Origin of the sequence: Methylobacterium terricola (assembly GCF_006151805.1) — a bacterium.
GTDB classification, from domain to species: domain Bacteria; phylum Pseudomonadota; class Alphaproteobacteria; order Rhizobiales; family Beijerinckiaceae; genus Methylobacterium; species Methylobacterium terricola.
Genome location: NZ_VDDA01000010.1, coordinates 69,904 through 96,149, shown reverse-complemented (window position 1 = coordinate 96,149; position 26,246 = coordinate 69,904). Strand labels below are relative to the sequence as shown.

Below are 26,246 nucleotides of genomic sequence, written 5' to 3'. Positions count from 1 at the left end.
GCCTCCGCTCCGGCGCGTTTCAGACGGGTCAGGCCTTGCGGGCCGCCTTCACCTCGGCCTCGGGGAACATGTAGTTCGCCCCGTCGGCGTAGCGCACGGACTTCATCGTGCCCTGGCGGCCGTTGAGCGCCGTCTCGCCGACCCAGGCTCCCAGCGTCGATTGGTGGTCGAGCGCCCGCATCGTCACCGGGCCGGCGATGGTCTGGGAGGTGAGGCCTTCGAGGGCGGAGATCATCGCCTCGGTCTCGGTCGAGCCCGCCTTCTCCAGCATGTCGCGGATCATGCCCACCACGACGTAGCCCAGCAGCGAGCCGAGGCGCGGCGTGTCGTTGAACCGGGCCCGGTAGGCGGCGACGAATTCCTTGTGGCCGTTGGTGTCGATGGTCTCCCACGGATAGCCGGTGGTGACCCAGCCCTCGGGCGTCTCGTCGCCGAGCGGGATCATGTATTCCGGCTCGCCGGTGAGCAGGCTCGCGACCTTGCGCTTCTCGAACAGGCCGCGGGTGTTGCCCTCGCGCACGAAGGCGGTGAGATCGGCGCCGAACAGCACGTTGAACAGGCCGTCAGCCTTCATCTGCGACAGGGCGCCGACCGTGGCGCCGGCATCGACCTTGCCGAGCGCCGGGAACTGCTCGCCCACCACCTCGAAGCCCGGCACCGCGGCCGCCATCAGGCGCTTGAAGTTGGCGGCGGCCGACTGGCCGTACTCGTAGTTCGGCGCCACGATCGCCCAGCGCTTGACGCCGCTCGCCTTCACCGCGTCGAACAGCATCCGGGTCTGCATGTAGGTGTTGGGCCGCACCCGGAAGGTGTAGCGGTTGCCGCTGCCCATGGTGAGCGCGTCGGTGAGCGGCTCGGTGGCGAGGAACAGCGCCTTGCGCTGGTTGGCGAAATCCGCCACCGCGAGGCCGACGTTGGACAGGAAGGTGCCGCACAAAAAGGCGACGTTCTCGCGCGTCAGCAGCTCCTCGGCGACCCGGGTCGCGTCGCCCGGCGTCGAGCCGTCGTCGCGGAACACGATCTCGATCGGGCGGCCGCCGAGCGCCTTGATGCCGCCCGCCTTGTTGACGGTATCCTGTGCGAGCTGCATGGCATTGCGGTAGGGGACCGCGAAGGCGGCCATACGGCCGTAGGAATTCAGCTCGCCGATCCGGATCGGCCCGGCCCCCTGAGCCAGCGCCCGGGACGCCGCGAGGCTCAGAGGGGCGGCGGCGAGCCCGCCGAGGACCGTGCGGCGGGACAGAGGCAGCAACGTCTCGTCGCGGGTCGACATGGCGAGAACCTCCGTCCGTTCCGGCGCGAAGGCTCTGCGCCGGAATGCCAATTCGTTCGTCTACGAACGATGTCGGGCCACGATACTTGGCCTGTGCCGGGACGCAAGAGTCACGTCTGCGGAAAAACCGGGCGGTGTCTGTCGCGCAAGCGTGCAACGCCGCAAGACCGGGGTCTAGAGACCCGCCTCGCGGGCGAGCCAGGCATCGAGGGCACGCTCCCGCTCCGCCTCGATCATCGCCGCGACCCAGGCCGCCTGCTCGATGCGCGCGGTCTCGCCCGCATCCTCGTCGCGATCAGATGCGTGCTGCATCGCCGTTCTCCATCCTGCCCTGTCTCGATTAGAACAAAATAGGAACACACGTCGGGGCCGGCAAGGGAACGACCGTGTGGAAAACGGGGAGCTTGGCCGGCCGGTCGCGCGTTGCCGCCCCACGAGACCTCGGAGAAGGACACATCCATGCGTACGACGCTGATCGCCCTCGCCGCCACCGTCGCGATGACCGGCGCCGCCCTGGCCCAGACCGGCGTTCCCGGCTCGGCCGAGAACAACATGAACAACCCCGGCAGCGTGAAGAGCAATGCCGAGAAGGGCATGCCGAACCGCGACCTGACCACCGGCACGGTGGCGCCGACCGCGCCGGGCGCCGCCGCCCGCACCGACGACCTGCCGAGCCACAGCGGCGGCAACGCCACGGCGACCAGCCCGACGAACCGGGCCCGCTGACGCGAAACCGGCGACGGGCGGGGCCAGCTCCGCCCGTTCCGGCGTTCAGGTCTTGGCCAGCGCCAATGTCCCGTCATCCATGGCGATGAAACGGATTCCGCCCCGGCGCAGGGCCGCGACCGCCCTGTGGCGGGATTCGTCGATCCTGCCTCCGGCATCGTCCTCGAGACGCCGAACCGTCGAGAGCGACAGGCCGCTCGCCGCCGCGAGCGTCGCCATCGACCAGTCGAGCATCGCTCGCGCCGCCCGCAGGTGACGTGCGTGGACGGTCTGCTCGAGGGCGCGGCGGATCCGGCCGTCCTGCGGCGCCCCTTGCGCCTGGACCGGCGCCCCGGATTCATGGACGGGATACTTCATCCCGGCGCGGCCGATATAGCGCCCTGCTCCGTCCCAGAGCGGGACCCCGATGATGCGGAAGCGCCAGACCTCGCCGTCGGCGAGGCGCTCGCGCGAGATTCCCTGGAACCGGGTCTGCGGGTCGTGGACGCCCATGGCCCGCTCGCGGAACGCCGCGCGCTCCTCCGGTACGACCATGACGAACGGATCGTCGTTGATCTCGTGCAGGGACAGGCCGTGCACCTGCGCCATCTCGCTCGGGAAGCTGTGGAGACGGTCCGCGCTCACCGCATAGGTCGTGCTGTAGGTGCTTCGGTAGAGGGCCTGGCGATGGCGCTGCTCGATCGCCTGCATCCGCCGCAACCGCGAGAGCTCGGTCACGTCGAGGACGGCCCCGCTCGCCATGAGCGGCCGGCCCTCCGGCGAGACGTGAAGCTCGGACAGGATCGAGACGTTGAGCAGCTCGCCGGTCGGGCGGATCAGCCGGACCCGGGCCGGCGCCGACACGTAGCCCTGCAGGACTTCACCCGGGCTTGCCAGCCGCGTCCGGTCCTCCGGGTGGATCAGGTCCACCAGGAGATCATAGCCCGCCGCTCCGGATGACGGGCTGACCCCGAGGAGCCGGAGCAGGCCGGGCGACCAATACTGTGCGCCGGAGGCGAAGGACCAGCTCCAGAACCCGACACATCCGCATTCCTCGATCAGATGCAGGTAGGGGGAGGAGCAGGACTTCAGGTCGACGGCGTTCATTCGCAATGCGGTCGAGGCTGATGATCATCGCGGGACGGTTGAATCGGCCCCGTCCTAGACCATCCTGCCGCGGCCTCAAGCCGTGGCGCCGCGCGTCACGGTTAGCTCGGCTCACCGGGCCCGGATCGTCGTCGCGCGGGAGGAGGGCGGCTCCCGCGCCTCAGATCTTCGCCAGCGCGATCGAGCCGTCCTCCATGGCGATGAAGCGGATGCCTGCCTTGCGCAGGGCGTCCACGGCCTTGTGGCGGGAGCGGGAGCCCTGGCCTTCGGCCTCCTCCTCGAGGCGACGCACCGTCGAGAGCGACAGGCCGCCGGCCTCGGCGAGCGTCGACATCGACCAGTCGAGCAGGCCCCGCGCCGCGCGCAGGTGACGGCCCCGCACCGCCTGTTCGAGGCCGCGCCGCACGCCGTTCTCCGTGAAGGCATGGGGCGCCACCGTGGGCGCACCGGAGGCGTGGATCGGGTACTTCATCCCGGCCCATCCGACATAATCGCCGGCGGCCCCCCAGACCGGGACACCGAGGAGGCGGAACCGGACCAGCTCGCCGTTGGCGAGGCGCTCGCGCGAGATCGCCTGGAACGGCAGCTGGCGGTCGTGCCGCTCCCAGCCCCGGTCGCGCAGGGCGACGCGGTCCTCCGGCACGGTCATGAGGAACGGGTCGAACTGCAGCTCCTCCCGGGTCAGACCGTGGACCTGCGCCACCTCGCCGGGAAATTCGTGGACGAGGTCCGGGCCGACGAAGAACGACGCCGTGTAGGAGGTCAGGTAGAGCACCTCGCGGCGGCGCTTCTCGGCGGCCTGCCACAGCCGCAGCCGCTCGCGGTCGGTGACGTCGAGGGCGACCCCGGTCATCGCGAGCGGCCGACCCTCCGGCGAGGCGCGGATCTCGGACAGGACCGAGAGGATGCGCATCTCGCCGGTGGGCCGGATCACCCGGACGGTCGCCCGCGGCAGGACGATGCCGTGCGCGACCGCCTCCGGAGCGGCCAGCCGCATCCGGTCGTCGGGATGCACGAGATCGATGAAGAGATCGTAGCAGGGGGCCACGACGTCCGGCCTCAGCCCGAGAAGCCTGAAGAAGCCCGGCGACCAGAGTTGCTCGCCCGACAGGAGCGACCATTGCCAGCCGCCTGCCAGGCCGCACTCCTCGATCGAATACATCAAGTTGCTTGAGAATATCTTGAGGTGTTCGGTATCCATTCGCGCGACGACCGGGCCTGCGGTTTTCGAGCGCCGACCATAGGAAATTTTCCCACCAGCTCAAGATACCCCGTGACGAGTATAACCGTGAAAACGGCCGTTCCCTGGGTCACGGCCGAGACACCGACCCGCCATCCGCTGCGGCAGAGGCTCGGGCACGGTCGGCGACCTGCTCGGGCGTCGGCGGGTTCGCCGGGTGGTGGCTGAGGCAGAGCGGCGTGCGCAGCTTGGCCGGCTTCCCCGAGCCCTCGGTGGCGAAGTAGAACTCGCCTGCTCCGAGCCGGCCGAGATCGGGCGCCGCCCCGCCGCTCGCCGCCATGATCTCCTGGGCGGCCGCGATGGTGGCGGGGGCGCTCTGGCGGCCGAAGAACTGGGTCGTGCAGTTCGACACGATCTGGTTGTGGATGCCCTTGGGCACCTGCGTCGCCACGATCATCCCGAGGCCGTATTTGCGGCCCTGCGCCACCAGCTTGATGCCGCTGCCGAGGCTCGGCGGCGTGCGGCCCGAGGGCAGGAAGGTCTGGGCCTCGTCGACGACGTAGAGCAGGCCCCGCGGCGCCGGATGCGCCTTGATCCAGCCGAACAACGCCATTTGCAGCCGGTTGACGAAATCCTCCCGCGCCGCCTCCGAGGCGAGGCCCGACAGGTTGACGACCGAGACCCGGGTGCGGGCCGGGTCCTGGCCGTGGAACAGCCGGGCGGGATCGAGCACCGCGCCCTCGACCCGCAGGAGCGGGTTGGTGGCCACCGCCGCCAGCAGCTGGTCCGCCATGATGGCGGCGAGGCTCTGCGCCTTGCCGATCTGGCTGGTGCCGTCCGGCAGGTCGGCCAGCATGGCGGTGAAGGCCGCCAGCGTGCCGCCGCCCCGCGCCGCGAAGGCCCGGAGCGCGTCGGCCAGCACGCCGCGTTGCAGAGTCTTGGTCGCGCCCGCGAGCGGCCCGATCGTCTCGGTCGCCATCTCGATCGCCTGGGCCCGCTCGTCGCGGTCGTCGCTGCCGGCGAGATTCGGCATCACCGAGAGGAAGAGCGGGTTGCCGGCATGCAGGCCGGGCGTCCACACCACCACCTCGACCCGCTCGGCGTAGGACGCCGCCTTGCGCTCATCCTCCGGCGTGAACCGCTCCGGCCGCTCCGGCCAGGCGTCGCCGAGGCGCGACAGGTCGTTGTTGGGATCGACCACGATCGCCGGGATGCCGGCGAGCGCCGCCTCCTCGACCAGGCGGCGCAGCAGCACGGTCTTGCCCGAGCCGGACCCGGCGATGATCGCGGTGTGGCGCGGCAAGAGCCGCAGCGGCAGGGCGACCGGCGGGGCCTCGGGGGTGAGGCGGTGGCCGACCGGGATGGCATCGGGGCCGGGCGATGCTGGAGCGCCGCGGTGGCCGGCGCCCGCATCGGGCGGGATGGCCGCGGGCGTCGCGATGCCGGCGGGACCACGCGCGGCCGGCTCGCCAGCCGGGGAGGGCGCGGGGGTCCGCATCTCCGTCGGGTGGCTCGTGGCGGCACGGATCGCGGCGGCGCGGGCGGCCGGACCGCTCCGCGGTGAGGGAGAGACCGGGTCCTCGGAGGATCCGGGTGACGGATCGGCCTCGATCCTCGGCTGCCGGGGTGGCAGCGGAGGCAGGGGCGTGCGCCCGCGCCGCGGGCGCGCCGGCTCCACTGCCGTCCCGTCCCCCGGAAGGCCGATCCGACGGAAGAATTCGGTCCCGCGCACCGGGAGGGTATCGCGCATCCAGCGCTCGAACCGGTCCATCTCGCCGTCCCGCACCGCGCCGTCGCGCACGTTGCGCAGGGCGACGAAGGTGCGCAGGTCGTCGTCCGAAGGGTCGATCAGCTTGCCGCCGGCGGCCAGGAACCGGTCGACGAGGGTCTCGGTCTTGGCGCCGGCCGGCACCGGGCCGCGCCGCACCAGCAGCAACTCGCGGCCCGGAATCTTCGTCGAGATGCCGGAGGCGGTCAGCGCGGCGCGCAGCCGGGCCTGGAACGCGATCGGATTCGCCTGGAGCAACGCACGGTAGCAGACGTGGCGCTCGCGGTCGTTCTCGTCGCGGTGGAGGAAGGTCAGCCGGCCGTGCAACGGCGGCAGCCGCTGCTCGGGCTCGCCCTTGCTCACCACGTCGACCTCGTCGTGCGGGTCGTCCTCCAGGGCGTAGAGGTCGAAGGCGGCGCGCAGGAGCTCGCCGAGCCCGGTCTCCTCGTCGTCGAGGATGCCGGAGATGTCGGCGGCGCGGATGGCACCCGGGAGGTCGAAGGGCGGCTCGATGGTGGCCGCGGGCGGTTTCGCGCCGGGCTCGTTGAGGGTGTCGCAGACGGCGACGGTGCCGTTCGCCAGGCAGTCGCGCCGGAAGGCGTCGCAGCGCATCAGCAGCGTGCGCGGCCGCATCGCGGCACGGGACGCGACGGTGATCGCCGTCTCGCTGAACGGCCAGGTCGGGAAGGGCGGCGTGAAGCCGGCCTCGGCATAGGCGGGGGCAAGACGGCCGCGGATGAGCGCCAAGGCCGCGGCCGGCTTGGTCAGGCCGGTCAGCAGCATCGGCGGCTCGAACCGGTCGAAGGCGGATTTCAGCCCGCGCTCCTCCAGCCGGCGCCAGGATTCCGGCAGGCAGGTCACCAGGGTCATGCCGCGGCCGCCGCCCTCGTGCAGCTCCATCAGGCCCGCCGCCAGCATCTCGGCGAGGCCCGGGCCGGCGTCGAAATCGTCGTCGAGCGTCAGGCGGGTCGCGTCGACCACGCCGTCGATCTGGTCGACGGCGACCAGGGTCGGACCGCTGAGGCCCATGATCCAGGCCATGCCGCGCACGAGGTCGATCGGGGCCGGGGGCGGGGTGGTGAAGCCCAGGCCTGCGCGGGCGACCGGGTCCGCCTCGTAGCCCTGGAGCCAGGCATGGGCGAGCCCGACGGCGGCGAGGTCCTGCGAGCGCAGGAGGCACAGGGCGCGGAAGACGTCCTGGTGCTTGAGCGCCCGCCCCGTATCGACGTGCATCAGCGCCCTGACCAGGAGATCGACGATCCGCCGCGTGTCGATGTTGGGGGTGTTGAACGCCTGCTCGACCTGCTCCTCGACCCGGAAGCGGCGCGCGACCCCGGCCAGCACCGCGTCGGACTGGCGCCGCCCGTCCGGCATCGGGTGCATCATCGCGGTGAGGTAGCTCAGCGCCGCGCTGCGCCAGAAATCGGTGAGCCCGAGCACGTCGAGGAGCACGAACCAGCCGCCGCTCGCCCACACCTCGCGCCGGATCTGGCCGACGAGGTGGGTCTTGCCGATGCCCGGCTCGCCGAGGAGCACCCGGCCCGGCGGGCGGGCACCGGGCGCGTGGAGCGCGCCGACGACCCTGGGGACCAGGGCCTCGTTGGGGGCGCCGGTCGGCTCGGCGTCGAGCCAGACGCTGTCGAGGGTCCGCACCCAATCGAAGTTGATGCGGCGCAGGGCGTCGAGGGCGTCGCTCATGCCAGGATTGCTCATGCCAGGATTGCTCATGCCTGGATCCAGATCTCGTGGAAGGGCTCGCCGGCGGGGCTGAAGGCGGCCGCGCGCTCGGCGGCGTCGAGGGCCTTCGGGTCGCTGATCCGGGTGAGCCGGATGGTCTCGTCGTCCTGTAGGATCGCCGCCAGGGCGGCATCGACGGTGGCACGGTCGAGGTCGGGCAGTGCGGCCCGCAGGGCGCTGAGGCGTACGGCCTTCGCCGTCTGCCCGCCGGTGCAGGCGAGATACGCTTTCGCGATCCGGGCGCGAAGCTGGCGCGGGCCCGGCTTGCGCGGGGATGGGCGGGGGGAGGGTGTCGGCTTCGCCTTCGGCGGCGCTCGCTCGGGGGCGGGGCCGACGAACTCGGCGAGCGTTCCGCCGGTGGCGGCGAGATGGTGATGGAGGCGCGTCAGCCAGTCCTGCAGCACCCGCATCGTCGGCGGCAGGGGCTCGCCGAGGTGGGTGCCGGCCCAGTTCCAGCCCTTGTCGGTCACGGTCAGGCGCGAGGAGCGGCCCTCCTTCTCGACCGCGAGCATCCCGGCCTTCGCGAGGGCGTCGCGCTCGGCCTTCTTCGGCGCGATCTCGTTGTTGAGGGCGGTGCCCTGCCGGCCAAGCAGCCGCCAGAGGATCAGCGCCTGGGCCGGCGTCGGCGTCTCGCTCATCGGATCGTCTCTCCGGCGGGGATGGGGCGGCGCAGCCGGACGACCCGACGGATCTTCTCGATCGCGTAGGGCAGGTCGTCGGCGACCTGCGCGTTGGTGAGGCGCAGCACGAGGTAGCCGGCGACCAGCAACTCGTAATCGCGGTGGCGGTCCTCGGCGAATTTCGGGTTGCCCTGGTGCTCCGGCCCGTCGATCTCGACGACGACGCGGTGCTCCCGGCAGACGAGGTCGACCCGGGGCTGCCGGCCGTCGCCCTTCACCGTCACCACCTCGTTGCCGGTGAACAGGCCGGCGAGTTCCGGGTCCCGGGCGAGCGCCGCCTCGACCCGCTGCTCGCTCGCACTGGCCGGGTGGGCCCGCGAGCGCGACGGGATGAAGCGCGCGGCGGCCGGGCTCGCGGCGCGGCCGATCTCGCAGGCGCCGTAGAGGATCCGGTCGTAGGGCGGGGCGTCGGGCGGCACCGCCGGCAGGGCCAGGACGCAAGCGGCGCCGTGCCCGGCGCACCATTCCAGCGCCTCGATCACCGGGGCGGCCCGCGCCGGCGCCGCCGGATCGACCTCCGCCACCAGGATCACGCTGGCGGCCTCGATCGCCTGGAGGAGCTGGCCGAATTCGAGCGCCGGTGCCACCCGCCGGAACCGCGGCCGAAGCCCGGCCGCCGCGCGTTTCGCCGCCGCCTTGAGCCAGGGATGCGAGACGTCGGGCGCGGTCCCGTCCCGCTCCGGCCAGTCCGGCCAGCGGGCGAGCGCCACATCGGCGAGGTCGTCGAGCAGGCGGTCGATCACCGCCCGGGGGTGGCGCGCCTCCCCGGCGGCGACCAGCAGCACGCCGCGGCCGATCTCGCCCGCCGCCAGCGCGTCACCGACGCCGTCGCGCGTCAGGCCGATCACCGCGATCCGCCCGCCGGGCCCGAGCGCGCCGACACGCTCGGCGAACGCCTCCGGCGTCAGCCGCGGCCGGCCGGTGGCTGTGCTCTCTCCGGACCTGCGCAAGATGAGACCGCATCCCCGGGCTTGGCCGACGACGCACGGGGCGTTCCACGGCAGTGACGCAGGGATATCCAGCACAGGTTGCCGGTCTTGGCCAGGGGGTTGTGTGGCCGGCGGCGGTGGAAGGGTGTTTTCCGTGACGCGGGACCGGCTCGGCCTCAACCCTCCTTCCTCTGCGGGAGAGGGCTGGCCGGGGAAAGTTGGGTGTCAGACGAGGCACGGGCCCTCTTCTCTCCCCGACGGATCCCGGGATCCGTCGGGGAGAGGAGGAAACCACGCCATCTGGTGTCCCCGGACGGCCCTGCGCCGCGACGGGGAGGGCTGTCGAGGGACCTACGTCACCACCGACGGCTCGGTGCGGCCGGTATGCTGCGCGATCCCGGCGATCGCCTCGGCGGCGGCGACGACCGGGGCCAGCATCTCGGCGGTCGGCGCATCGAGTCGGTCCTTCGAGAAGCGCTCGAGATAGACCCGGAGGGTCGCCCCGACCGTGCCGGTGCCCGAGAGCCGGAACACCACGCGGGCATCCTCGCGGAACAGGATCCGCACGCCCTGGCGTGCCGTCACCGAGCCGTCGACCGGGTCGGTATAGGCGAAGTCGTCCGCGGCCTCGACGGTCAGACCGCCGACGCTCCGCCCCGGCAGCCCGGCGAGCGTCTCGCGAAGCGCGCGCATCAGGCCCTCGGCGGCGGCGCTCTCCACCTCCTCGTAATCGTGGCGGGCGTAGTAGTCGCGGCCGTAGGTCGCCCAATGGTCGCGCACCACCTGATCGGCGGGCGTCTTCGTCGCGGCGAGCAGGTTGAGCCAGAGCAGCACCGCCCACAGCCCGTCCTTCTCGCGCACGTGGTTCGAGCCGGTGCCGGCGCTCTCCTCGCCGCACAGCGTGATCCGCCCGGCATCGAGCAGGTTGCCGAAGAACTTCCACCCGGTCGGGGTCTCGAAGGCCGGGATGCCCAAGCGCGCGGCGACCCGGTCGGCGGCGCGGCTCGTCGGCATCGAGCGGGCGACGCCGGCCAGGCCGCCATGATAGCCGGGCGCCAGATGGGCGTGGGCGGCGAGGATCGCCAGGCTGTCGCTCGGGGTGACGAAGAGGTGGGGGGCGACGATCATGTTGCGGTCGCCGTCGCCGTCGGACGCCGCGCCGAAATCGGGTGCGTCCGGGCCGGTCATCAGCGCCATCAGGTCGGCGGCGTGGACCGGGTTCGGGTCCGGGTGGTGGCCGCCGAAATCGGGCAGCGGCTCGGCATTGACCACCGTGCCGGCGGGGGCACCGAGGCGCCGCTCCAGGATCTCCACCGCGTAGGGGCCGGTCACGGCGCTCATCGCGTCGAAGCGCATCCGGAAGCCGGAGCGGAACAGGGCCGCGATCGCCCCGAAATCGACCAGCGTCTCCATCAGCGCGGCGTAGTCCGCGACCGGATCGATCACCGTGACGGTGGCCTCGCCGAGGCGCACGTCGCCGAGCGTGTCGAGGTCGATGTCGTCGGCCTCGACGATGCGGTACTCGGTGATGACCTTGGTGCGGGCAAAGATCGCCTCGGTCACCGGCTCGGGCGCCGGGCCGCCGTTGCGGCCGTTGAACTTGATGCCGAAATCGCCATCGGGCCCGCCGGGATTGTGGCTCGCCGAGAGCACGACGCCGCCGATCGCCCCGGACTTGCGGATCACGCAGGAGGCCGCCGGGGTCGAGAGCAGGCCGCCGCGGCCGACCAGGAGGCGCGAGAAGCCGTTCGCCGCCGCGATCTTCAGGGTCGTCTGCACCACCTCGCGGTTGAGGAAGCGTCCGTCGCCGCCGATCACCAGGGTGGTGCCGGCGCGGTCCGGCAGGCAGTCGACGATCGCCTGGACGAAGTTCTCGACGTAATGGGGCTGTCGGAAGACCGGCACCTTCTTGCGCAGGCCCGAGGTGCCGGGCTTCTGGTCGGGGAAGGGCTGCGTGGCGACGGCCTTGACGGTCATGGGGTCTCGTCTCGGTAAGCGGGGAGGGCCGGGGGCGGCCCCTCGGCCAGGCTTATGCCGCCTCAAGCCGCCGCCTGCCAACCCGCACGGCCCGTTTCAGGCCGCATCCTCCGCCGCCCGCAGCCGGCCGGCGGTGAGGTGGCCGAAGGCGCCGATCGGCGCCGGGCGGCCGAGGAGGTAGCCTTGCGCCTCGTGGCAGGCCTCCGCGCCGAGGAAGGCCAGCTCGGCCGAGGTCTCGACGCCCTCCGCCAGGACCGGGAGCCCCAGGCCCCGGCCGAGGCCCAGCACCGTGCGCACGATGGTGGCGGCCTGCTCGCTTGTATCGACCGAGCGGGTGAAGGAGGAATCGATCTTGATCTTGTCGAACGGGAAGGCGCGCAGGTTCGACAGCGACGAGTACCCGGTGCCGAAATCGTCCATCGCGATCCGTACCCCCAGCGCCTTGATCCGCCGCAGGGTCGCGAGCGCCCGCGGCAGGTCGCGGATCAGCGCCGTCTCGGTGATCTCGAGCTCGAGCCGGGCGGGAGCGAGGCCGGTGGTGAACAGGACCTCGTGGACCAGCTCCGCGAAGCCCGGGGCGTGGAGCTGGACCGCCGAGACGTTGACGGCGATGCGCAGGGGCTTCTCCCAGGTGGCTGCCTCGCGGCAGGTCTCGCGCAGCACCCACTCGCCGATGGGCAGGATGCTGCCGGTCTCCTCGGCGATCGGAATGAACAGGTTCGGCGGCACCGTCCCGCGCTCCGGGTGCTGCCAGCGCAGCAGCGCCTCGAAGCCGACCGCCTCGCCGCTGTCGATGCGGGTCTGGGGCTGGTAGAACACCTTGAGCTCGCCGCGCTCGACCGCGTGGCGCAGGTCGTGCTCGATCTGGCGCCGCTCCCGCACCTGCAGGCCCATCCGCGCCTCGTAGAAGCGCAGGCGGCCACGGCCCTCCTGCTTGGCGCGGTAGAGGGCGGTATCGGCCTGGACCATCAGGCTCTCGGGGTCCTCGCCGTCATGCGGGAAGAGCGCGATGCCGAGGCTCGCTGCCGCGATGGCTCCGGCTGGGCCGGTCTCGGCCTGGCGCAGGGCGGCGAGGATCGCCTCGCCGAGGGCCTCGGCGGCGGTGGCGTCGAGGTTCGGCGCCAGCACGGCGAACTCGTCGCCGCCGAGCCGCGCGAGCATCTGGCCGGGGGCGAGCACCCCGGTGATCGCCGCGCAGACAGCCCGCAACAGGGCATCGCCGGCGGCGTGGCCGAACAGGTCGTTGACCTCCTTGAACCGATCGAGATCGGCGCACAGCACGGCGAGCGGCCGGCCGGCGGCCCGGGCGAGCGCGATCTCCTGTGCCAGCCGCTCGTTGAAGCTGGTGCGGTTCGGTGCGCCGGTGAGGGCGTCGTGATGGGCGAGATAGGCGATGCGCGCCTCGGCGCGCTTGCGCGCCCGGAGATCGCGCACCGCCAGTGCCGCGTGCGGCCGGCCGGCGAAATCGATGACGCGGCGGATCACCTCGACCGGGATCGTCACCCCGTCGGCCCGGCGCAGCGGCGCCTCGGGCATCTCGGCGTCGCACGATGGCGGGGCGGCCGCCCCGCCGAGGAAATCCGACAGGGCCGCGCCGGTGAGCGCCTCGGCGGCGACGCCGACGAGATCGGCGAAGCTGTCGTTGACGGTGACGATGCGGTCGCCGTCGCAGACGACCAGCCCCTCGACGGCGGCGTTGGCGAGGCCGCGCATCCGGTCGCTCTCCAGGGCGGTGCGGCGCTCGTCGCGCAGGTGCAACCAGAGACCCGCGAAGGCCAGGACCAGGATCGTGCTGCTGGCGAGCGCCACCGCCACCGCCAGGATCTCCGCCGGCACCGCGGTGCCCGACAGGGCGACGGACGGGTCCGGCACGATCACGGCGGCGGCCATCGCGGTGAAGTGCAGGCCGCAGATGCCGGCGACCATCAGGAGCCCGCCGGTGAGCTTCACCCGAACCGAGCCGTCCCGCAGGGTCGTGGCGAGCGCCAGGCTCCCGAGCCCGGCGCCGGCAGCGAGGGCCGCCGCGACGAGGCCGGCATCCCAGGCGACGCGGCCGGCGACCTCGAAGGCCGCCATGCCCGTGAAGTGCATGGCGCCGACGCCGAGGCCGATCTGCGCGCCGCCGATCCAGGCCGCAGCGGGCAGGCCCGGCCGCAGGGCGATCCAGAAGCCGCCCGCCGTCATGCCGATCCCGATCATCAGGGATAGGCCGGTCAGGCCGAGGTCGTAGGCCGAGGCGATCCCGGGCGAGAAGGCCAGCATGGCGATGAAGTGGGTGGCCCAGATCCCGGTCCCGCCCGCCAGGGCGGCGGTGAGGAGCCAGAGCCGGCGCGGCTTGCCGGTGCTCACCCGGGCGTGATCGAGGAGTGTCAAGCTGGTCGCAGCTGCGAGGTTGCATACAACCGCCGCGAGAAAAACTAACTTGAGGTCGTGATTTCCAATAATGCAATTGTAGAGGGTTGTCACGACTGCGTCTCGCGTTAAGGCCCGCTCTCGCCGTTTAAGTGCCCGAACCAGTGCTAACATCCATGCGACACTTGCACTGTCCCTGCTCTTTCCAGGGCGCGTAGTGAATGCGGTGCTAATGCGTTGCCGCACGATGTGCGGGTGTCGCCTCTCGCCGCCGGCCGCCCTCGGGCACCTCTTGGCATCCGACCCTCCCGCCCGATATCCGGGCCCGGGACGAACGAGACGAACCCGACGGAACGGACGCGAGTGCGATGCAGAACGAGGAGCCGGGCGCGACGGCGCTGCCGACGCTGGACGAGGATACGATCGCCTTCGCGGGCCGGGTGTTCCAGTACGCCCGGCTCGGCCATCACGCCGAGTTGTCGGACCTGCTCGGGATGGGCCTGCCGCCGAACCTCCGCAACGACAAGGGCGACACGCTGCTGATGCTCGCCGCCTACCACGGCCATGTCGAGACGGTCGGCGTGCTGATGGCGCACAAGGCCGATCCGGAGATCGCCAACGACCGCGGCCAGACCCCTCTTGCCGCAGCGGCGTTCAAGGGAGCGATGCCGGTGGTGCTGGCTCTCCTCGACGGTGGCGCGGCCATCGACGGTGCCGGTCCGGACGGCCGCACCGCGCTGATGACAGCGGCGATGTTCAATCGGGTCGAGATGGTGGAGACGCTGCTTGCCCGCGGCGCCGACCCGGCCCGCCGCGATGCCGGCGGCCACACCGCTGAAACCGCGGCGCGGGCGATGAACGCCCCGGATACGCCGGACCTGCTGGCCCGGGCGGTGGCGGGGTGAGAACCCACTTCGTGGGTCTGGGCCGATCACCTGGGCCAGCTCAGGTCACGCGGCGCACGGATCGACTCATCGCCGGCGCGGCCGGACGCGGCGGCAGGCGGGCCGAGCGGCCTTGAACCGTCAGCGGCGATGGATCCCGGGTTCCGCTGCGCGGCCGCGGGACGACGTCGGCGCACCTCGACGATGGTGCGGCCAGAAGCCAAGCTTCGGCGCGCTAGATCCCCGGCGGCACCGCCTTCGCCACCAGCCCGCGGCGGGCCTCGATTGCCTGCCAGGCCATCAATCCCGGCAGGCCGAGCACCACGTCCGGCACCCGCTTGACCAGGGAAAGGGCGAGGGCCGTGTGCGGATCGATGCCGAACAGGCTGCCGAGGAGCACGAAGCCGCCCTCCTGCACGCCAAGCCCGCTCGGGACCGGGAAGGCGGCGGACTTGATCGCCTGGCTCAGGGATTCGAGCACCACCGCCTCGGCGAGGGTCACCCCTTGGATGCCGATGCACTGGAGCGCGATCCAGATCTCCAGGGCGCCGAGGAACCAGGCGGCGAGGTGGAGCAGCATCCCTTGCATCAGGGGCCACCATCGCCGGCGGTCCCAGACCGCGTCGAGCGCCGCCTGCACGCCGCCGCCGGGCGGCGCCGTCCCGCCCTCGGCGGCGAAGCGCCGGGCGAGGGCCGTCACCCGGCGCTCGACGAAGGCGGCGCCGCCGTAGCGTTGCACCGCGAAGAAGGCGGCGAGCACGAGGCCGGTGAGGACCAGCCCCTTGGTGCACCAGGCCGCCAGCGTCGCGGCCTGCTCGCCCTCGATCCGCGACAGCAGCACCACGCCGGTCAGCGCGAACAGGGCCTGGGTGACGACCTGGAAGAACATGTCGACCAGGATGCCGGCGGCGCTCGCCGCACCCGCGACGCCCCAGAAGGTGAGGAGCCGCGCCCCCAGGACCTCGCCGCCGACCGAGGCGACCGGCAGCAGCACGTTGACGCCCTCGCGGACGAAGCGCAGCACCACGAACGGCCCGGCGCCGACAGCGACGAGCCCGGCGAGCACCCGGGCCCAGGCCAGCCCGCACAGGGCGATGATCGCGACCCGCACCAGCACCACCGCGACGATGCCGAGGATCCCGACCCGCCCGAAGGCGTCCGCCACCGCCCCGACATCGTTCGAGGCGACGAGCCACAGGGCCAGCACCACGCCGAAGGCCGCTCCGAGGAGCGGCACCCGCCGCAGCAGCCGGCGTCCGAATCCCGGGCGCGCCGCGGAGGCCGGCGCCGTCACGGCCCCTCCGCCCGCGCGGGCAGCAGGGCGTCGAGCATCGCCGCGGGGTCGAGGGCCGGATCCAGCACCAGCAGGCGGCCGGCGCCGAGGGAGCCGGCGGTGGCGAGCGTCAGGCTGCGCTTCGGGCACAGGCCGAGGCACCCGGTCTCGACCACCCGCACCTTGCGGCCGCGGTGTTCCGCCTTGAGGGCGCGCTTCAGCCCGCCCCGGACTGCCTTGGCACCGAGGCCCTGGCGCTTGGCGCACTTGGCGCACACCATCACGATCTCGGCGAAGGGCGCCGTCGCCGCCTTGGCCGGCCCACGTTTCGTCACCGCCGCCTTGCTCACCGCGTCCCGGTCTCCCGCTGCCTGCCCGATCGTCGACCCGGAGTTAACCTCCGGTCGGATCTGGCGCAACGTGGCATGACGCGGCGTCGTATCAGGCTTCGCCCACCCGCACGCAGCGCGCGGCATGGCCCGGCGACACCGCGACCCGCACCGGCAGGCGCTCGCGGCAGGCCGGTACGACGAGGCTGCAGCGTGGTTCGAACGGGCAGCCGGGCGGCGGGTCGGCGAGGTCCGGCGGCGAGCCCGGAATGGTGGCGAGCCGCACGCCCTTCGGCGAATCGGGGGTGATGCGCGAGGCGAGCAGCCCCCGGGTATAGGGATGGGCCGGGGTGCCGATCACCGCGCCGCTCGCCCCGACCTCGACGAGGTGGCCGCCATACATCACCGCCACCCGGTCGGCGACCTGCACCGCCACGCCGACATCGTGGGTGACGAAGATCACCGCGAGGCCGAGGTCGCGCTGCAGCTCGCGCAAGAGGAGCAGGATCTGGATCTGCACCGTGGCGTCCAGCGCCGTGGTCGGTTCGTCGGCGAGCAGCACCTTGGGCCGGCAGGCGAGCGCGAGCGCGATCATCGCGCGCTGGCGCATGCCGCCGGACATCTCGTGCGGATAGGCGTCGAGGCGGCGGGCCGGCGAGGGGATGTGGACGCGCTCGAACAAGTCGAGCGCCCGCGCCCGGCCGGCGGCGCGGGAGACGCCCTCGTGGCGCATCACGGCCTCGGCGATCTGGTCGCCGATGCGGTAGACCGGATCGAGGGCGAGGCCGGGATCCTGGAAGATCATCGCGACGGTGCCGCCGCGATAGGCCGAGAGCGCCCGGCGCTTCAGGCTCAGCACGTCGTGCCCGTCGACCCGGAGATGGCCGCCGATCCGGGTGCGGGATTCCGGCAGGAGCCGCATCAGGGCGCGCAGGGTCACCGACTTGCCGGAGCCCGATTCGCCGAGCAACGCCAGGGCCTCGCCGGCCCGGATCGAGAAATCGACGCCACCGACCGCCCGGACCGGCTTTCGCCCGCCGAGGAAATCGACCGTGAGGTCGCGGACCTCGATCAGGGCGTCGGAGGTCGCGGCGTCGTCGGCGCGCAAGGGCACTTTCGATGGTGCGTTCATGGGTGCCTCACGCCGCCAAAGGGACCGGGGGAGCGTCCGGATGGCCGGAGCCCGCCACCGCCCTGTGGCAGGCGGCGAAATGGGCCGGCGCCACCGGGTCGAGGCCGGGCTCGCGCGTCTGGCAGACCTCGGCGGCGAAGTGGCAGCGGGTGTGGAAGCGGCAGCCCGGGGGCGGGTTGATCGGGTTCGGCGGGTCGCCGGTGAGCGGCGCCTCCTCCAGCCGGGCATTCGGGTCGGTCGAGGGCTGGGAGGCCAGCAACGCCGCGGTGTAGGGGTGGCGCGGCGACCCGAGGATCGCGTCGGCCGGGCCGATCTCGGCGATCCGGCCGAGATACATCACCATCACCCGGTCGGACATGAAGCGCACGACGTTGAGGTCGTGCGAGATGAAGATGTAGGTCAGGCCGAATTCCTGCTTGAGATCGGTGAGCAGGTTCAGCACCTGCGCCTCCACCGACTTGTCGAGGGCGGAGACCGCTTCGTCGAGGATCAGGAGCCGCGGCTCGAGGGCGAGCGCCCGGGCGATGTTGACCCGCTGGCGCTGGCCGCCGGAGACCTCGTGCGGATAACGCCCGCCGAAGCGCCGCGGCTCGAGGCCGACGCGGCGCAGGAGGTCGTGGGCGCGGGCGAGCGCCGCCGCGGAGGACAGGCCATGCGCCTTCGGCCCGAAGGCCACCGATTCCTCGACCGTCAGCCGCGGATTGAGCGAGGCGTAGGAATCCTGAAACACCATCTGGACCTGGCGGCGATAGGCCTTCAGGTCGAGGGCGCGGGAGCCGAGCAGCTCGCCGTCGAAGACGATGTCGCCCTTGTCCTGTTGGGCGATCTGCATCAGCAGCCGCGCCGTCGTCGACTTGCCGCAGCCGGATTCGCCGACGACGCCGAGGGTCTCTCCCTTCATCACCGTGAAGTCGACGCCGTCGACGGCCCTCACCGCCGGGCCCTTGCCGAACAGGCCGCCCTTACCGGCGAAATGCTTCACCAGCCCGTCGACGGTGAGGAGCGGCTGCGCGGGACCGCCGCGGTCGCGCGGATCGAGATCGGTCACTGGCGCACCTCCATGGCCGAGCGCAGGCCGTCCGACAGAAGATTGAACGAGATCGAGGTGATGAAGATCATCACGCCGGGCAGCGCCGCGACGACCGGGTTGACGTAGATCGCGGTGCGCAGGGTGTTGAGCATCAGGCCCCATTCCGGCTCCGGCGGCTTCACGCCGAGGCCGAGGAAGGACAGGCCCGAGGCGAGGATCATCGAGACCGAGATCAGGCTGGTGGCGTAGACGAAGACCGGCCCCAGCACGTTGCCGAGCACCTGCACCCGCACCACCGTGAACGGGTTGGCGCCCGAGACCCGGGCCGCCTCGACGTAGTCGCGGTTGCGGATCTGGACCGTGACGCTTTCCGCCACGCGGGTGATCTGCGGCACGAACACGACCGTCAGCGACACGATGGAATTCAGGATGCCGGCCCCCAGCGCCCCCGACAGCGCGATGGCGAGCAGCACCGACGGGAAGGCGAAGAACACGTCGACCACCCGCATGATCACCGTGTTGATCCAGCCGCCGGCATAGCCCGCCAGGACCCCGAGGCTCGAGCCGACGAAGAACGCGATGACGACCGGCAGCACGCCCATGAACAGCGACAGGCGGCCGGCATAGAGGAGGCGGGTCAGCATGTCGCGGCCGAGCTCGTCCGAGCCGAGCCAGTAGGTCGCGTCGCCGACGTGGCGCAGGCGCCGGACCATCGAGCCCTTGAACGGGTCCATCGGGGCGATCAGCGGCGCGAAGATCGCCGCGAGCACGATGGCGAGGATCACGCAGGCCGCCGCCATCGCGACCGGATCGCGGACGAGACGGCGCAGGACGCTGCCCCAATAGCCGCGGGAGGCCTGGACCGGGATCTCGGGGGCGGCGACCGCCGCGACGGGATCGCCGGTGGCGAGGGAGGTCTGGATGGTCATGCGGTCAGGCCCTCTCGATGCGGGGGTCCAGCGCGGTCTGCACCACGTCGACCAGGAGGTTGAGGGTGACGAAGAACATCGCCAGCACCAGGATCGTGCCCTGGAGCAGCGGCAGGTCGCGCTGGAAGATCGCGGCGTTGAGGAGGAAGCCGGTGCCCGGCCAGGCGAACACCGTCTCGATCAGGATCGACCCGCCGAGCAGGTAGCCGAGCTGAAGCCCCATGATGGCGATGGCGGTGGGCGCCGCGTTCTTCACCACGTGGCGGAAGACGCCGAACTCCGACAGGCCCTTGGCCCGAAGCGCCTGGACGAAGTCCTGGTGCAGGATGTCGCCGACCAGCGCCCGGACCGTGCGGGAGATCACCCCCATGGGGATCACCGACATGGTGACGGCCGGCAGCAGGATGTAGCGCAGGTGCTCGAAATCCGGGACCCAGTTGCCCGACCCTTGCGGTCCCGCTCCCGTCGGCGGCAGCCAGCCGAGGGTGGCCGAGAAGATGATCACCAGCACGATGCCGAGCCAGTAATGCGGCACGCTGACCCCGAACACCGCGATGGCCGAGGCCACCCGGTCGAGCCAGGAATCGCGGGCATAGCCGGCGACGAAGCCGAAGAAGGTGCCGAAGGTGAAGCCGATCAGCGTCGCGACGGAGGCCAGGATCAGGCTGTTGCCGACGGCGCGGCCGACCTCGGACAGGACCGGGCGGCCGGTGGCGATCGAGGTGCCGAGGTCGCCGTGCAGGATCTTCCAGAGCCACAGGCCGTATTGCACCGGCAGCGGCTTGTCGAAGCCGTAGGCCGCGCGCATCTGCGCCTGCATCTCGGCGGTGGCGTCCACCGGCAGGATCGCGCTCAGGGGATCGCCGGGGGCGAGGTGGACGAGGAGGAAGCACACCAGGCTGACGCCCAGGGCGACCGGGGCGGCGTAGCCGATGCGCTTGAGGATGAAGAGGATCATGGGCGAGAGGATCCCGGGGCTGCGCCGGTTGTCGGTGTCGTGACCCGCCCGGCCGGGGCCGGGCGGGGGATCGGTCAGGCGCTCACTTCGCGATCGTGATCACTTCGCGATCGTGATCACTTGGCCATGGTGATCACTTGGCCATGGTGATCGGCGAGAAATCCTGGAACCAGCTCTGGGCCTGAACGAAGCCCTGGACCTTCTTGCTCATCGCGCGCGGGTTGACGTCGTGCGTGACCATCAGGAACAGCGCGTCATCGACGAACTTCTCGTGGATCTTCTGGAGTACCGCGACCTGGTCCTTCGGCTCGAAGGTCGTGCGGACCTGGTCGAACAGCTTGTCCATCTCCGGGTCGCAGAGATAGCCCCAGTTGGTGCCGTTCGGCGGCGCCAGGTTGCACTGGGCGTGACGGATGAAGGCGGTGAACGGGTCCTGGATCAGGTAGGAGTAGTTCATCGCGGTGCCGCCGCGGGCGCTGTCCGACTTCGAGCCGGCGCGCCAGATGTTGATGAGCGTGTTCCACTCCACGACCTCGTAGTCGACCTTGATGCCGACCTCGGCGAGGTTCTGCTGCAGGAACTCGTTCATCGGCAGCGGCTGCATCTGGCCGGAGCCCGAGGCCGAGATCAGCACCTTGGTGACGAGCGGCTTGTTCGGGCCGTAGCCGGCCTCCTTCAGCAGCTTCTTCGCGGCCTCCGGATCGTAGGCGAGCTTGAAGCTCGGCTTGCCGAACCACGGATGACCGGGGGTGAGGAAGCCCTCCGCCGGGGTGGCGAGGCCGCCGAGGAACTCCTTCAGCCCCTCGCGGTCGATGGCGAGGTTGGCGGCCTTGCGCACCCGGACGTCGTTCCACGGCGAGCCTTCGGCCCGCGACAGGTGCCAGGTCCAGTTATGCGGATAGAGGTTGGTGACCAGCGCAAAGCCGGCGGCCTTGAGCGAGGGCACCGCGTCCGGCGCCGGCGCCTCGATCCAGTCGACCTGGCCGGAGCGGAGCGCCGCCACCCGGGCATTAGCCTCGGGCAAGGGCACCAGGACCATCTTGTCGAGCTTCGGCACCCGCGCCTTGTCCCAGTACTCCTTGTTGGACGCGAGCTCCAGGCGCTCGCGGGGCACGAAGCCGGTCACCTTCCACGCCCCGGTGCCGGACGGCGCCTTGGCGACGGCGTCCCAGCTCTTGCCCTGCTTTTCCCAGTTGGCGGGAGACGACATCAGGATCCAGGCGATCTGGTAGGGGAAGGTGGCGTCGGGGTTCTTGGTGACGATCTCGACCGTCATCGGGTCGACCGCCTTGTACGAGGCGACGGCCGGGATGCGGGTGCGGCCTTGCGCCGACTGGCGCGGGTCGAATTGCGGGCTGTCCGACTTCAAGAGCTTGTCGAGGTTCCACACCACCGCGTTGGCGTCGAAGGCCGAGCCGTCGTGGAAGGTGACGCCGGGCCGGAGCTTGAAGGTCCAGCGGGTCTTGTCGGCAGGATCGATCGTCCAGGAGGTGGCGAGGCCGGGCGTGAGGTCGGAGGCCTTGTCGGCGCGGCTGAGGTCCCAGTTGATCAGCGCGTCGTAGACCGTGTAGCCGGCGAAGCGCATGCCCTCGCCGCCGTTGTCAGCCTGGCCGGTGGTCAACGGGATGTCGGAGGCGGTCATGCCGATGCGCAGCACGCCTTGCGCGCTCGCTGTCCCCGTGAGCGCGAGGGCGAGGGCGAGCCCGGACAGGGTTCGCCCGAGCGCGGACCGGCGCAGGGGCAGGCGGGTGAGCCGCGGCATCGTGGATGATCCTCATCGGTGATTGACGGGGACGGGGCTGCAAGAGCCCTGCCAACCGCATTCCCGACCGGGACGCGTCCAGGAAACCGACCCTCAACGCCGAAATGCCTAAATTTTAGTCTGCCTTATTCGTATACAAAAAATCGGTAGGGGGCATGGCGCTAGGATAGGCAGGCCTCCGCCTCCGCGGCGTCGATCTGCCGGTCTGCGACGAGATGGGCGAGGCCGTGGACCAGCGCCCAGGCCCGCAGGGCGTCGCGGCCGACGAAGCCGGTGCCCGGGGTGGCATCGTCCCCGGCCACGCTCTCCAGGGCGCCGTAGGTCCTCTTCGCGACGGCGGCCAGCTCGGGGTGATCGGCCGGATCGAGCGCGCCGCCGAACATCAGCCGGAAGCTGGCCCGATCCTCCGCGGCGAAGCGCAGATAGGCCCGCCCGAACGCCTTGAGGCGATCGGCCGGCGCCGCGCCCTCCGCCGCATCGGCCTGGGCGCGGTGCAGAATCCGGAACCCCTCCGCGGCAACCGCCGCCAGCAGCGCCTCCCGGCTCGGGAAGTGCCGGTAGGGCGCGTTGTGCGACACCCCGGCCTGACGGGCCGCCTCCCGCAGCGTGACGGCCTCGATCCCGCCGGTGCGCAGCAGCGCCTGCGCGGCCGCGATCAGGCTGCGGCGCAGGTCGCCGTGGTGATACGCGCCGTCCCCCGATGTTGACAATGTCCACATTCCTCCTATGTTGCGCCTGTCAACATAGGCGCGCCGGGCGATCACGCAAGCGGCGTGCGGTCCGCGGAGAGATGTCGGGCATGACGCTGCAGCCACTCCTCCAGGCTTCCCCGGTGATCCAGATCCACGCCGCCGCGGCGATCGGCGCTCTCGTGCTCGGAGCCTTGCAGTTTGCCCTGCCGCGGGGCGGGGGGCGGCATCGCCTGATGGGCAGGCTCTGGGTCGGGCTGATGGCGGTCGTGGCGCTCAGCTCCTTCGGCATCTCGGAACTGCGCCAGGTCGGGCCGTTCAGCTGGATCCACCTGCTGTCGCTGGGGACGCTCTTCACCCTGGTGCGGGCGGTGGTCTACGCGCGGCAGGGCCGGATCTTGGCCCATCGCTGGACGATGATCGGGCTCTTTCTCGGGGCCTTGGTGATCACCGGGCTGTTCACGCTGCTGCCGGGGCGGATCATGGGGCAGGTCGTGTTCGGGTGAGGGACGGCCTCGAAAACCTCCATCATCCCCCGCCTCCGACGGCGCAACCGGCCCACCGCCTTTCGGCGATGATGAGGCCGGCACCGCTCGGCTGCTACCATCACGCCCGGCTGGTCCGGCGGGGAGGGATCCGCGATGGCAGGGCGCATCGTCGTGGTGGGGGGCGGGTTCGCCGGCCTGTGGGCGGCCGCGTCGGCGGCGCGGACCCGGGACGCGATCGGGCGCGACGACAGCATCATCCTGGTGGCGCCCGGCCGGTCCCACATCGTGCGGGTGCGCTGCTACGAGACCGACCTCGCGCCCCTGCGCGTTCCCTACGACGACGTGCTCGGCCCGATCGGGGTGGAGCACGTCGACGCGACGGTTGCGGCGGTCGACTCGGTTGGGCACCGGGTGGTGCTGCAGCCCGATCCGGCGGGCGCCACGCCCGTCGCGCTCGGCTACGATCGCCTGATCCTGGCCGCCGGCAGCGCGCTGCGGCGCCCGGACGTGCCCGGTGCCGATTCGGCCCAGGACGTCGACACCCTGGCGGGCGCGCAACGCCTCGCCGCCCATTTCGAGCGGCTCGCCCGCGCGGCGGCCGGCGCCCGTCAGGCCGGGCGCTGGGAGGCGGTCGTCATCGGCGGCGGTCTCGTCGGCCTCGAGATCGCCTGCGAGCTGCCGGCCCGTCTCGCGCGGGCCCGCGACCAGGCAGGCGATGCCGGCCCGGTCGGCACCACGATCGTCGATCCCGCCGCGCAGGCCGGGGCGGCGGTGGGGGCGGCGGGCCCGGCGATCCGCCAAGCCCTGGCGGCGGCCGGCGTGACGTATCGCGGCGGTGCCGGCGTCGCGGCGATCGACGCGGCCGGGGTCACCCTGTCCGACGGCGCGCGGCTGCCGGCCCTGACGGTCGTGCTCGCCACCGGCCTGCGGGCGAGCCCGCTCGCCGGGACGCTCGGGGTGCCGCTCGATTCGCTCGGGCGGGTGCCGGTCGACGCGCTGCTGCGGGTCGAGGGCGTGCCGGACGTGTTCGCCGCCGGCGACGTCGCGGTGGCGCGAGCCGACGCCGCCGGCCACGTCACCGCGATGTCGTGCCAGCACGCCCGGCCGATGGGCCGAATCGCCGGCCACAACGCGGTCTGCGACCTCGCCGGGCGCCGGGAGGACAGCCTGGCCTTCGCGGCGCCGGACTACGTCACGGTCCTCGATCTCGGCGCCTGGGGCGCCGCCTACACGGCGGGCTGGGAGCGCGAGCACCTCGTCTCGGTCGGGGCGGCGGCGAAGTCCGTCAAGCAGACGATCAACGGCAGCCGGATCTACCCGCCCCCCGGCCGCGACCGCGCCGCGATCCTCGCCGCGGCCGCCCCGGTGATCCAGGCCCGCCCGGCCCCGGCGTGAGCCGGCGCGCTCAGCGCCTGGGCACGTCGAGCCGGTCGCGGTTCATCGTCACCGGCGGGCGGGAGGTCGGCGCCCGCAGCAGCCGGTCGCGGCTCAGGCCCTTATGGACGTGGACCATCAGGGCGATGCCGAAGAGCGGCGTGATCAGGTTGACGATCGGCACCAGCATCAGCCCGGCGAGCAGCGCACCGGCCAGCATCACGGTCGTGGTGTGGTGGCGCCGCATGGCGCCGGCCTCGGACAGCGGCCGGAACCGGGCGGCAGCAAGCTCGAAATACTCGCGGCCGAGCAGGTAGGTGTTGGCGAGGAAGAACGCCGCGACGTTGATGCCCGGCACGAGCAGCAGCGCCAGGGCCGCCAGGTTCACGGCGAGCGCCAGCGCGGCGAAGCGGGCCGTGTACAGCATCGCCTGACCGAACGGCATCGCCTGGCCCGGCACCTCGTCGGGGAAGTCGGTGCGCTCGACGATCGCCGCGGCGTCGTCGAGGAAGTAGCCCGCCACCAGGATCGAGACCGGCGGCAGGATGTAGGCGAGCCCGACGAACAGGCCGGCCCCGGCGAGGAACGACGCCACCGCGTTGACCATCGCGTAGTCGGTCGAGATCGGGTGGGCGGCGATCAGCGCCGCGATCGCCTTGGTGAGGCCGAACCACACCAGCACCAGGAGCCCGACCGTGAGGCCGAGCGACTTCCACAGGATCTGGCGCAGCGGCGGGGAGAAGACCTGCCGCAGGGCCGCGAAGGCGGCATTGATCAGCATCGGGACCTCGGGCGTGGATGCACGAAGCGTCAGGTGAGGGCAAACGCCGCCGCCGTCCAGAGGCGAACCCGGTTCCGGTTCGCGGGTTGAGGCTGCACCAAACGTCGCGTGCACATCACGAGGAGGTTCGACCGATGGACATCGCCGTTGACAAGGTCTGTGAGTTCATCCTGCGGGTCCGTGCCCTCGACGTGAAGGAGGGCCTGAGCGATCCCGATTCCGGCTCGAACCCGATCGACGACGGGGCCCGCGACGTCCTGGTCGACGGCACCGACGATGCCACCGAGGAGGAACTGCGCGAGGTGATCGCCGGCCTCAACGACGACGAGCGCGCCGAGCTGGTGGCGATCCTGTTCGTCGGCCGAGGCGACATGGAGCCGGAGGAGTTTCCCGATGCGGTCCGCCTCGCCCGCGAACGCGAAGCCGCCGGCACCCGCACCGCCGATTACCTGCTCGGCATCCCGAATGTCGGCGACCTGCTCGACGAGGGCCTCGCGGCGATGGGGTTGAGCTGCGACGTGTGACGCGTCGCGCACCGCGCGGGCGTCGCGCCCGTGCGGTCCGTGGACGATCCGCGCCCGTTACCGCTCGAGGATGAAGTTCAGCTCGGTCTGGCGCTCGGTCAGGACGTTCCAGGGGAACTTGTAGCGCGTGTCGACGGCGGGCAGCGTGCCCGGGCAGGCGATGTAGGACAGCTTGAACTGGCTGTAGCAGACCGCCTGCTGCCGGGCGAGGAAGGCCAGGCGCGGATTCACGCACCCACCGTCGGCGAGCCGGCCCTCCGGGCAGGCGGCCGGGCGCGGCTGTGCCGCCGTTGCCCCCGTAAGGGCGCAGAGACCTGCTCCGGCGAGCACCAGGGCGATGATCGGACGCGTGACGAGACGGGTCATGATGGTCTGGTCCATGGGG

General features: G+C 71.9%; 24 protein-coding genes. 5 read left to right on the top strand and 19 right to left on the bottom strand.

What is annotated here, in order from left to right; genetic code table 11:
• Positions 1-28: 28 nt before the first annotated feature.
• Positions 29-1,273, bottom strand: a complete 1,245-nt coding sequence (locus tag FF100_RS20710; RefSeq protein ID WP_139037636.1) for an ABC transporter substrate-binding protein — start codon at positions 1,271-1,273, stop codon at positions 29-31.
• 174 nt (positions 1,274-1,447) lie between these two features.
• Complete coding sequence (locus FF100_RS37210) at positions 1,448-1,585, bottom strand: hypothetical protein (RefSeq protein WP_171070275.1); 138 nt, start codon at positions 1,583-1,585, stop codon at positions 1,448-1,450.
• Positions 1,586-1,732: 147 nt separating this feature from the next.
• Here FF100_RS37210 and FF100_RS20705 point away from each other — a divergent pair, with 147 nt between their 5' ends.
• The gene (locus FF100_RS20705) at positions 1,733-1,999 is read left to right on the top strand and encodes a hypothetical protein (protein ID WP_139037635.1); all 267 of its coding nucleotides are present in this window, start codon (positions 1,733-1,735) and stop codon (positions 1,997-1,999) included.
• A gap of 45 nt (positions 2,000-2,044) precedes the next feature.
• On the opposite strand, the gene FF100_RS20700 is transcribed toward FF100_RS20705, so the two are convergent.
• From FF100_RS20700 to FF100_RS20670, 7 genes are all read right to left on the bottom strand, one after another.
• Positions 2,045-3,085, bottom strand: coding sequence for a histidine kinase (locus FF100_RS20700; RefSeq protein WP_139037634.1), 1,041 nt, complete (start codon positions 3,083-3,085; stop codon positions 2,045-2,047).
• A gap of 160 nt (positions 3,086-3,245) precedes the next feature.
• A complete protein-coding gene (locus FF100_RS38385) occupies positions 3,246-4,247 on the bottom strand; it encodes a PAS domain-containing protein (protein WP_139037633.1) in 1,002 nt (333 codons plus the stop codon).
• 148 nt (positions 4,248-4,395) lie between these two features.
• Positions 4,396-7,731 (bottom strand): ATP-binding protein, encoded by a 3,336-nt coding sequence (locus FF100_RS20690; RefSeq protein WP_139037632.1) that lies wholly within the window; start codon positions 7,729-7,731, stop codon positions 4,396-4,398.
• A gap of 26 nt (positions 7,732-7,757) precedes the next feature.
• Positions 7,758-8,408: a hypothetical protein gene (locus FF100_RS20685; RefSeq protein ID WP_139037631.1), complete on the bottom strand. Its 651-nt coding sequence runs from the start codon at positions 8,406-8,408 to the stop codon at positions 7,758-7,760.
• Entirely contained in the window at positions 8,405-9,400 is a 996-nt protein-coding gene (locus FF100_RS20680; protein ID WP_246102190.1) for an endonuclease domain-containing protein, read from the bottom strand. Before FF100_RS20680 ends, FF100_RS20685 begins: the two co-directional genes overlap by 4 nt.
• Positions 9,401-9,730: 330 nt before the next feature.
• Complete coding sequence (locus FF100_RS20675) at positions 9,731-11,356, bottom strand: alpha-D-glucose phosphate-specific phosphoglucomutase (RefSeq protein WP_139037630.1); 1,626 nt, start codon at positions 11,354-11,356, stop codon at positions 9,731-9,733.
• Between the two features lie 96 nt (positions 11,357-11,452).
• Positions 11,453-13,729: a bifunctional diguanylate cyclase/phosphodiesterase gene (locus tag FF100_RS20670; RefSeq protein WP_342779017.1), complete on the bottom strand. Its 2,277-nt coding sequence runs from the start codon at positions 13,727-13,729 to the stop codon at positions 11,453-11,455.
• Between the two features lie 347 nt (positions 13,730-14,076).
• Between FF100_RS20670 and FF100_RS20665 the strand changes: the two genes are divergently transcribed.
• Positions 14,077-14,613: an ankyrin repeat domain-containing protein gene (locus FF100_RS20665; RefSeq protein ID WP_139037628.1), complete on the top strand. Its 537-nt coding sequence runs from the start codon at positions 14,077-14,079 to the stop codon at positions 14,611-14,613.
• Between the two features lie 214 nt (positions 14,614-14,827).
• On the opposite strand, the gene FF100_RS20660 is transcribed toward FF100_RS20665, so the two are convergent.
• The 8 genes from FF100_RS20660 to FF100_RS20625 form a co-directional block, all read right to left on the bottom strand.
• Positions 14,828-15,886, bottom strand: a complete 1,059-nt coding sequence (locus FF100_RS20660; RefSeq protein WP_246102188.1) for a lysylphosphatidylglycerol synthase domain-containing protein — start codon at positions 15,884-15,886, stop codon at positions 14,828-14,830.
• Positions 15,883-16,215, bottom strand: coding sequence for a (2Fe-2S) ferredoxin domain-containing protein (locus tag FF100_RS20655; protein WP_139037627.1), 333 nt, complete (start codon positions 16,213-16,215; stop codon positions 15,883-15,885). The genes FF100_RS20660 and FF100_RS20655 overlap by 4 nt, the downstream gene beginning before the upstream one ends.
• A 91-nt stretch (positions 16,216-16,306) precedes the next feature.
• Positions 16,307-17,326, bottom strand: coding sequence for an ABC transporter ATP-binding protein (locus FF100_RS20650; protein ID WP_139037626.1), 1,020 nt, complete (start codon positions 17,324-17,326; stop codon positions 16,307-16,309).
• A gap of 7 nt (positions 17,327-17,333) precedes the next feature.
• On the bottom strand, positions 17,334-18,374 hold the full coding sequence (locus tag FF100_RS20645) for an ABC transporter ATP-binding protein (RefSeq protein ID WP_171070269.1): 1,041 nt from the start codon (positions 18,372-18,374) through the stop codon (positions 17,334-17,336).
• On the bottom strand, positions 18,371-19,285 hold the full coding sequence (locus FF100_RS20640; protein WP_139037624.1) for an ABC transporter permease: 915 nt from the start codon (positions 19,283-19,285) through the stop codon (positions 18,371-18,373). The genes FF100_RS20645 and FF100_RS20640 overlap by 4 nt, the downstream gene beginning before the upstream one ends.
• A gap of 4 nt (positions 19,286-19,289) precedes the next feature.
• Positions 19,290-20,243, bottom strand: a complete 954-nt coding sequence (locus FF100_RS20635) for an ABC transporter permease (protein ID WP_139037623.1) — start codon at positions 20,241-20,243, stop codon at positions 19,290-19,292.
• A 133-nt stretch (positions 20,244-20,376) separates the two neighbouring features.
• Complete coding sequence (locus FF100_RS20630) at positions 20,377-22,005, bottom strand: ABC transporter substrate-binding protein (RefSeq protein ID WP_139037622.1); 1,629 nt, start codon at positions 22,003-22,005, stop codon at positions 20,377-20,379.
• 161 nt (positions 22,006-22,166) lie between these two features.
• Positions 22,167-22,724: a TetR/AcrR family transcriptional regulator gene (locus FF100_RS20625; RefSeq protein WP_171070274.1), complete on the bottom strand. Its 558-nt coding sequence runs from the start codon at positions 22,722-22,724 to the stop codon at positions 22,167-22,169.
• An 80-nt stretch (positions 22,725-22,804) separates the two neighbouring features.
• On the opposite strand from FF100_RS20625, the gene FF100_RS20620 reads away from it, so the two are divergent.
• The gene (locus FF100_RS20620) at positions 22,805-23,200 is read left to right on the top strand and encodes a DUF2306 domain-containing protein (RefSeq protein ID WP_139037620.1); all 396 of its coding nucleotides are present in this window, start codon (positions 22,805-22,807) and stop codon (positions 23,198-23,200) included.
• A gap of 135 nt (positions 23,201-23,335) precedes the next feature.
• A complete protein-coding gene (locus FF100_RS20615; protein ID WP_139037619.1) occupies positions 23,336-24,577 on the top strand; it encodes an NAD(P)/FAD-dependent oxidoreductase in 1,242 nt (413 codons plus the stop codon).
• A gap of 10 nt (positions 24,578-24,587) precedes the next feature.
• On the opposite strand, the gene FF100_RS20610 is transcribed toward FF100_RS20615, so the two are convergent.
• Positions 24,588-25,337 carry a sulfate transporter family protein gene (locus tag FF100_RS20610; protein WP_139037618.1) on the bottom strand — a complete coding sequence of 250 codons (750 nt, stop codon included), beginning with the start codon at positions 25,335-25,337 and terminating at the stop codon, positions 24,588-24,590.
• A 134-nt stretch (positions 25,338-25,471) separates the two neighbouring features.
• On the opposite strand from FF100_RS20610, the gene FF100_RS20605 reads away from it, so the two are divergent.
• Entirely contained in the window at positions 25,472-25,861 is a 390-nt protein-coding gene (locus FF100_RS20605) for a DUF3775 domain-containing protein (protein ID WP_139037617.1), read from the top strand.
• 57 nt (positions 25,862-25,918) lie between these two features.
• Here the strand turns inward: FF100_RS20605 and FF100_RS20600 are convergent, their stop codons facing one another.
• Positions 25,919-26,242 (bottom strand): hypothetical protein, encoded by a 324-nt coding sequence (locus FF100_RS20600; RefSeq protein ID WP_139037616.1) that lies wholly within the window; start codon positions 26,240-26,242, stop codon positions 25,919-25,921.
• Positions 26,243-26,246: the final 4 nt, after the last annotated feature.

What these genes read in the sequence shown, in the direction of transcription:
- FF100_RS20710 (WP_139037636.1), bottom strand. Translation starts at nt 1,273, where the DNA reads ATGTCGACCCGCGACGAGACGTTGCTGCCTCTGTCCCGCCGCACGGTC.
- FF100_RS37210 (WP_171070275.1), bottom strand. Translation starts at nt 1,585, where the DNA reads ATGCAGCACGCATCTGATCGCGACGAGGATGCGGGCGAGACCGCGCGC.
- FF100_RS20705 (WP_139037635.1), top strand. Translation starts at nt 1,733, where the DNA reads ATGCGTACGACGCTGATCGCCCTCGCCGCCACCGTCGCGATGACCGGC.
- FF100_RS20700 (WP_139037634.1), bottom strand. Translation starts at nt 3,085, where the DNA reads ATGAACGCCGTCGACCTGAAGTCCTGCTCCTCCCCCTACCTGCATCTG.
- FF100_RS38385 (WP_139037633.1), bottom strand. Translation starts at nt 4,247, where the DNA reads ATGTATTCGATCGAGGAGTGCGGCCTGGCAGGCGGCTGGCAATGGTCG.
- FF100_RS20690 (WP_139037632.1), bottom strand. Translation starts at nt 7,731, where the DNA reads ATGAGCGACGCCCTCGACGCCCTGCGCCGCATCAACTTCGATTGGGTG.
- FF100_RS20685 (WP_139037631.1), bottom strand. Translation starts at nt 8,408, where the DNA reads ATGAGCGAGACGCCGACGCCGGCCCAGGCGCTGATCCTCTGGCGGCTG.
- FF100_RS20675 (WP_139037630.1), bottom strand. Translation starts at nt 11,356, where the DNA reads ATGACCGTCAAGGCCGTCGCCACGCAGCCCTTCCCCGACCAGAAGCCC.
- FF100_RS20665 (WP_139037628.1), top strand. Translation starts at nt 14,077, where the DNA reads ATGCAGAACGAGGAGCCGGGCGCGACGGCGCTGCCGACGCTGGACGAG.
- FF100_RS20650 (WP_139037626.1), bottom strand. Translation starts at nt 17,326, where the DNA reads ATGAACGCACCATCGAAAGTGCCCTTGCGCGCCGACGACGCCGCGACC.
- FF100_RS20640 (WP_139037624.1), bottom strand. Translation starts at nt 19,285, where the DNA reads ATGACCATCCAGACCTCCCTCGCCACCGGCGATCCCGTCGCGGCGGTC.
- FF100_RS20635 (WP_139037623.1), bottom strand. Translation starts at nt 20,243, where the DNA reads ATGATCCTCTTCATCCTCAAGCGCATCGGCTACGCCGCCCCGGTCGCC.
- FF100_RS20630 (WP_139037622.1), bottom strand. Translation starts at nt 22,005, where the DNA reads ATGCCGCGGCTCACCCGCCTGCCCCTGCGCCGGTCCGCGCTCGGGCGA.
- FF100_RS20625 (WP_171070274.1), bottom strand. Translation starts at nt 22,724, where the DNA reads ATGTGGACATTGTCAACATCGGGGGACGGCGCGTATCACCACGGCGAC.
- FF100_RS20620 (WP_139037620.1), top strand. Translation starts at nt 22,805, where the DNA reads ATGACGCTGCAGCCACTCCTCCAGGCTTCCCCGGTGATCCAGATCCAC.
- FF100_RS20615 (WP_139037619.1), top strand. Translation starts at nt 23,336, where the DNA reads ATGGCAGGGCGCATCGTCGTGGTGGGGGGCGGGTTCGCCGGCCTGTGG.
- FF100_RS20610 (WP_139037618.1), bottom strand. Translation starts at nt 25,337, where the DNA reads ATGCTGATCAATGCCGCCTTCGCGGCCCTGCGGCAGGTCTTCTCCCCG.
- FF100_RS20605 (WP_139037617.1), top strand. Translation starts at nt 25,472, where the DNA reads ATGGACATCGCCGTTGACAAGGTCTGTGAGTTCATCCTGCGGGTCCGT.
- FF100_RS20600 (WP_139037616.1), bottom strand. Translation starts at nt 26,242, where the DNA reads ATGGACCAGACCATCATGACCCGTCTCGTCACGCGTCCGATCATCGCC.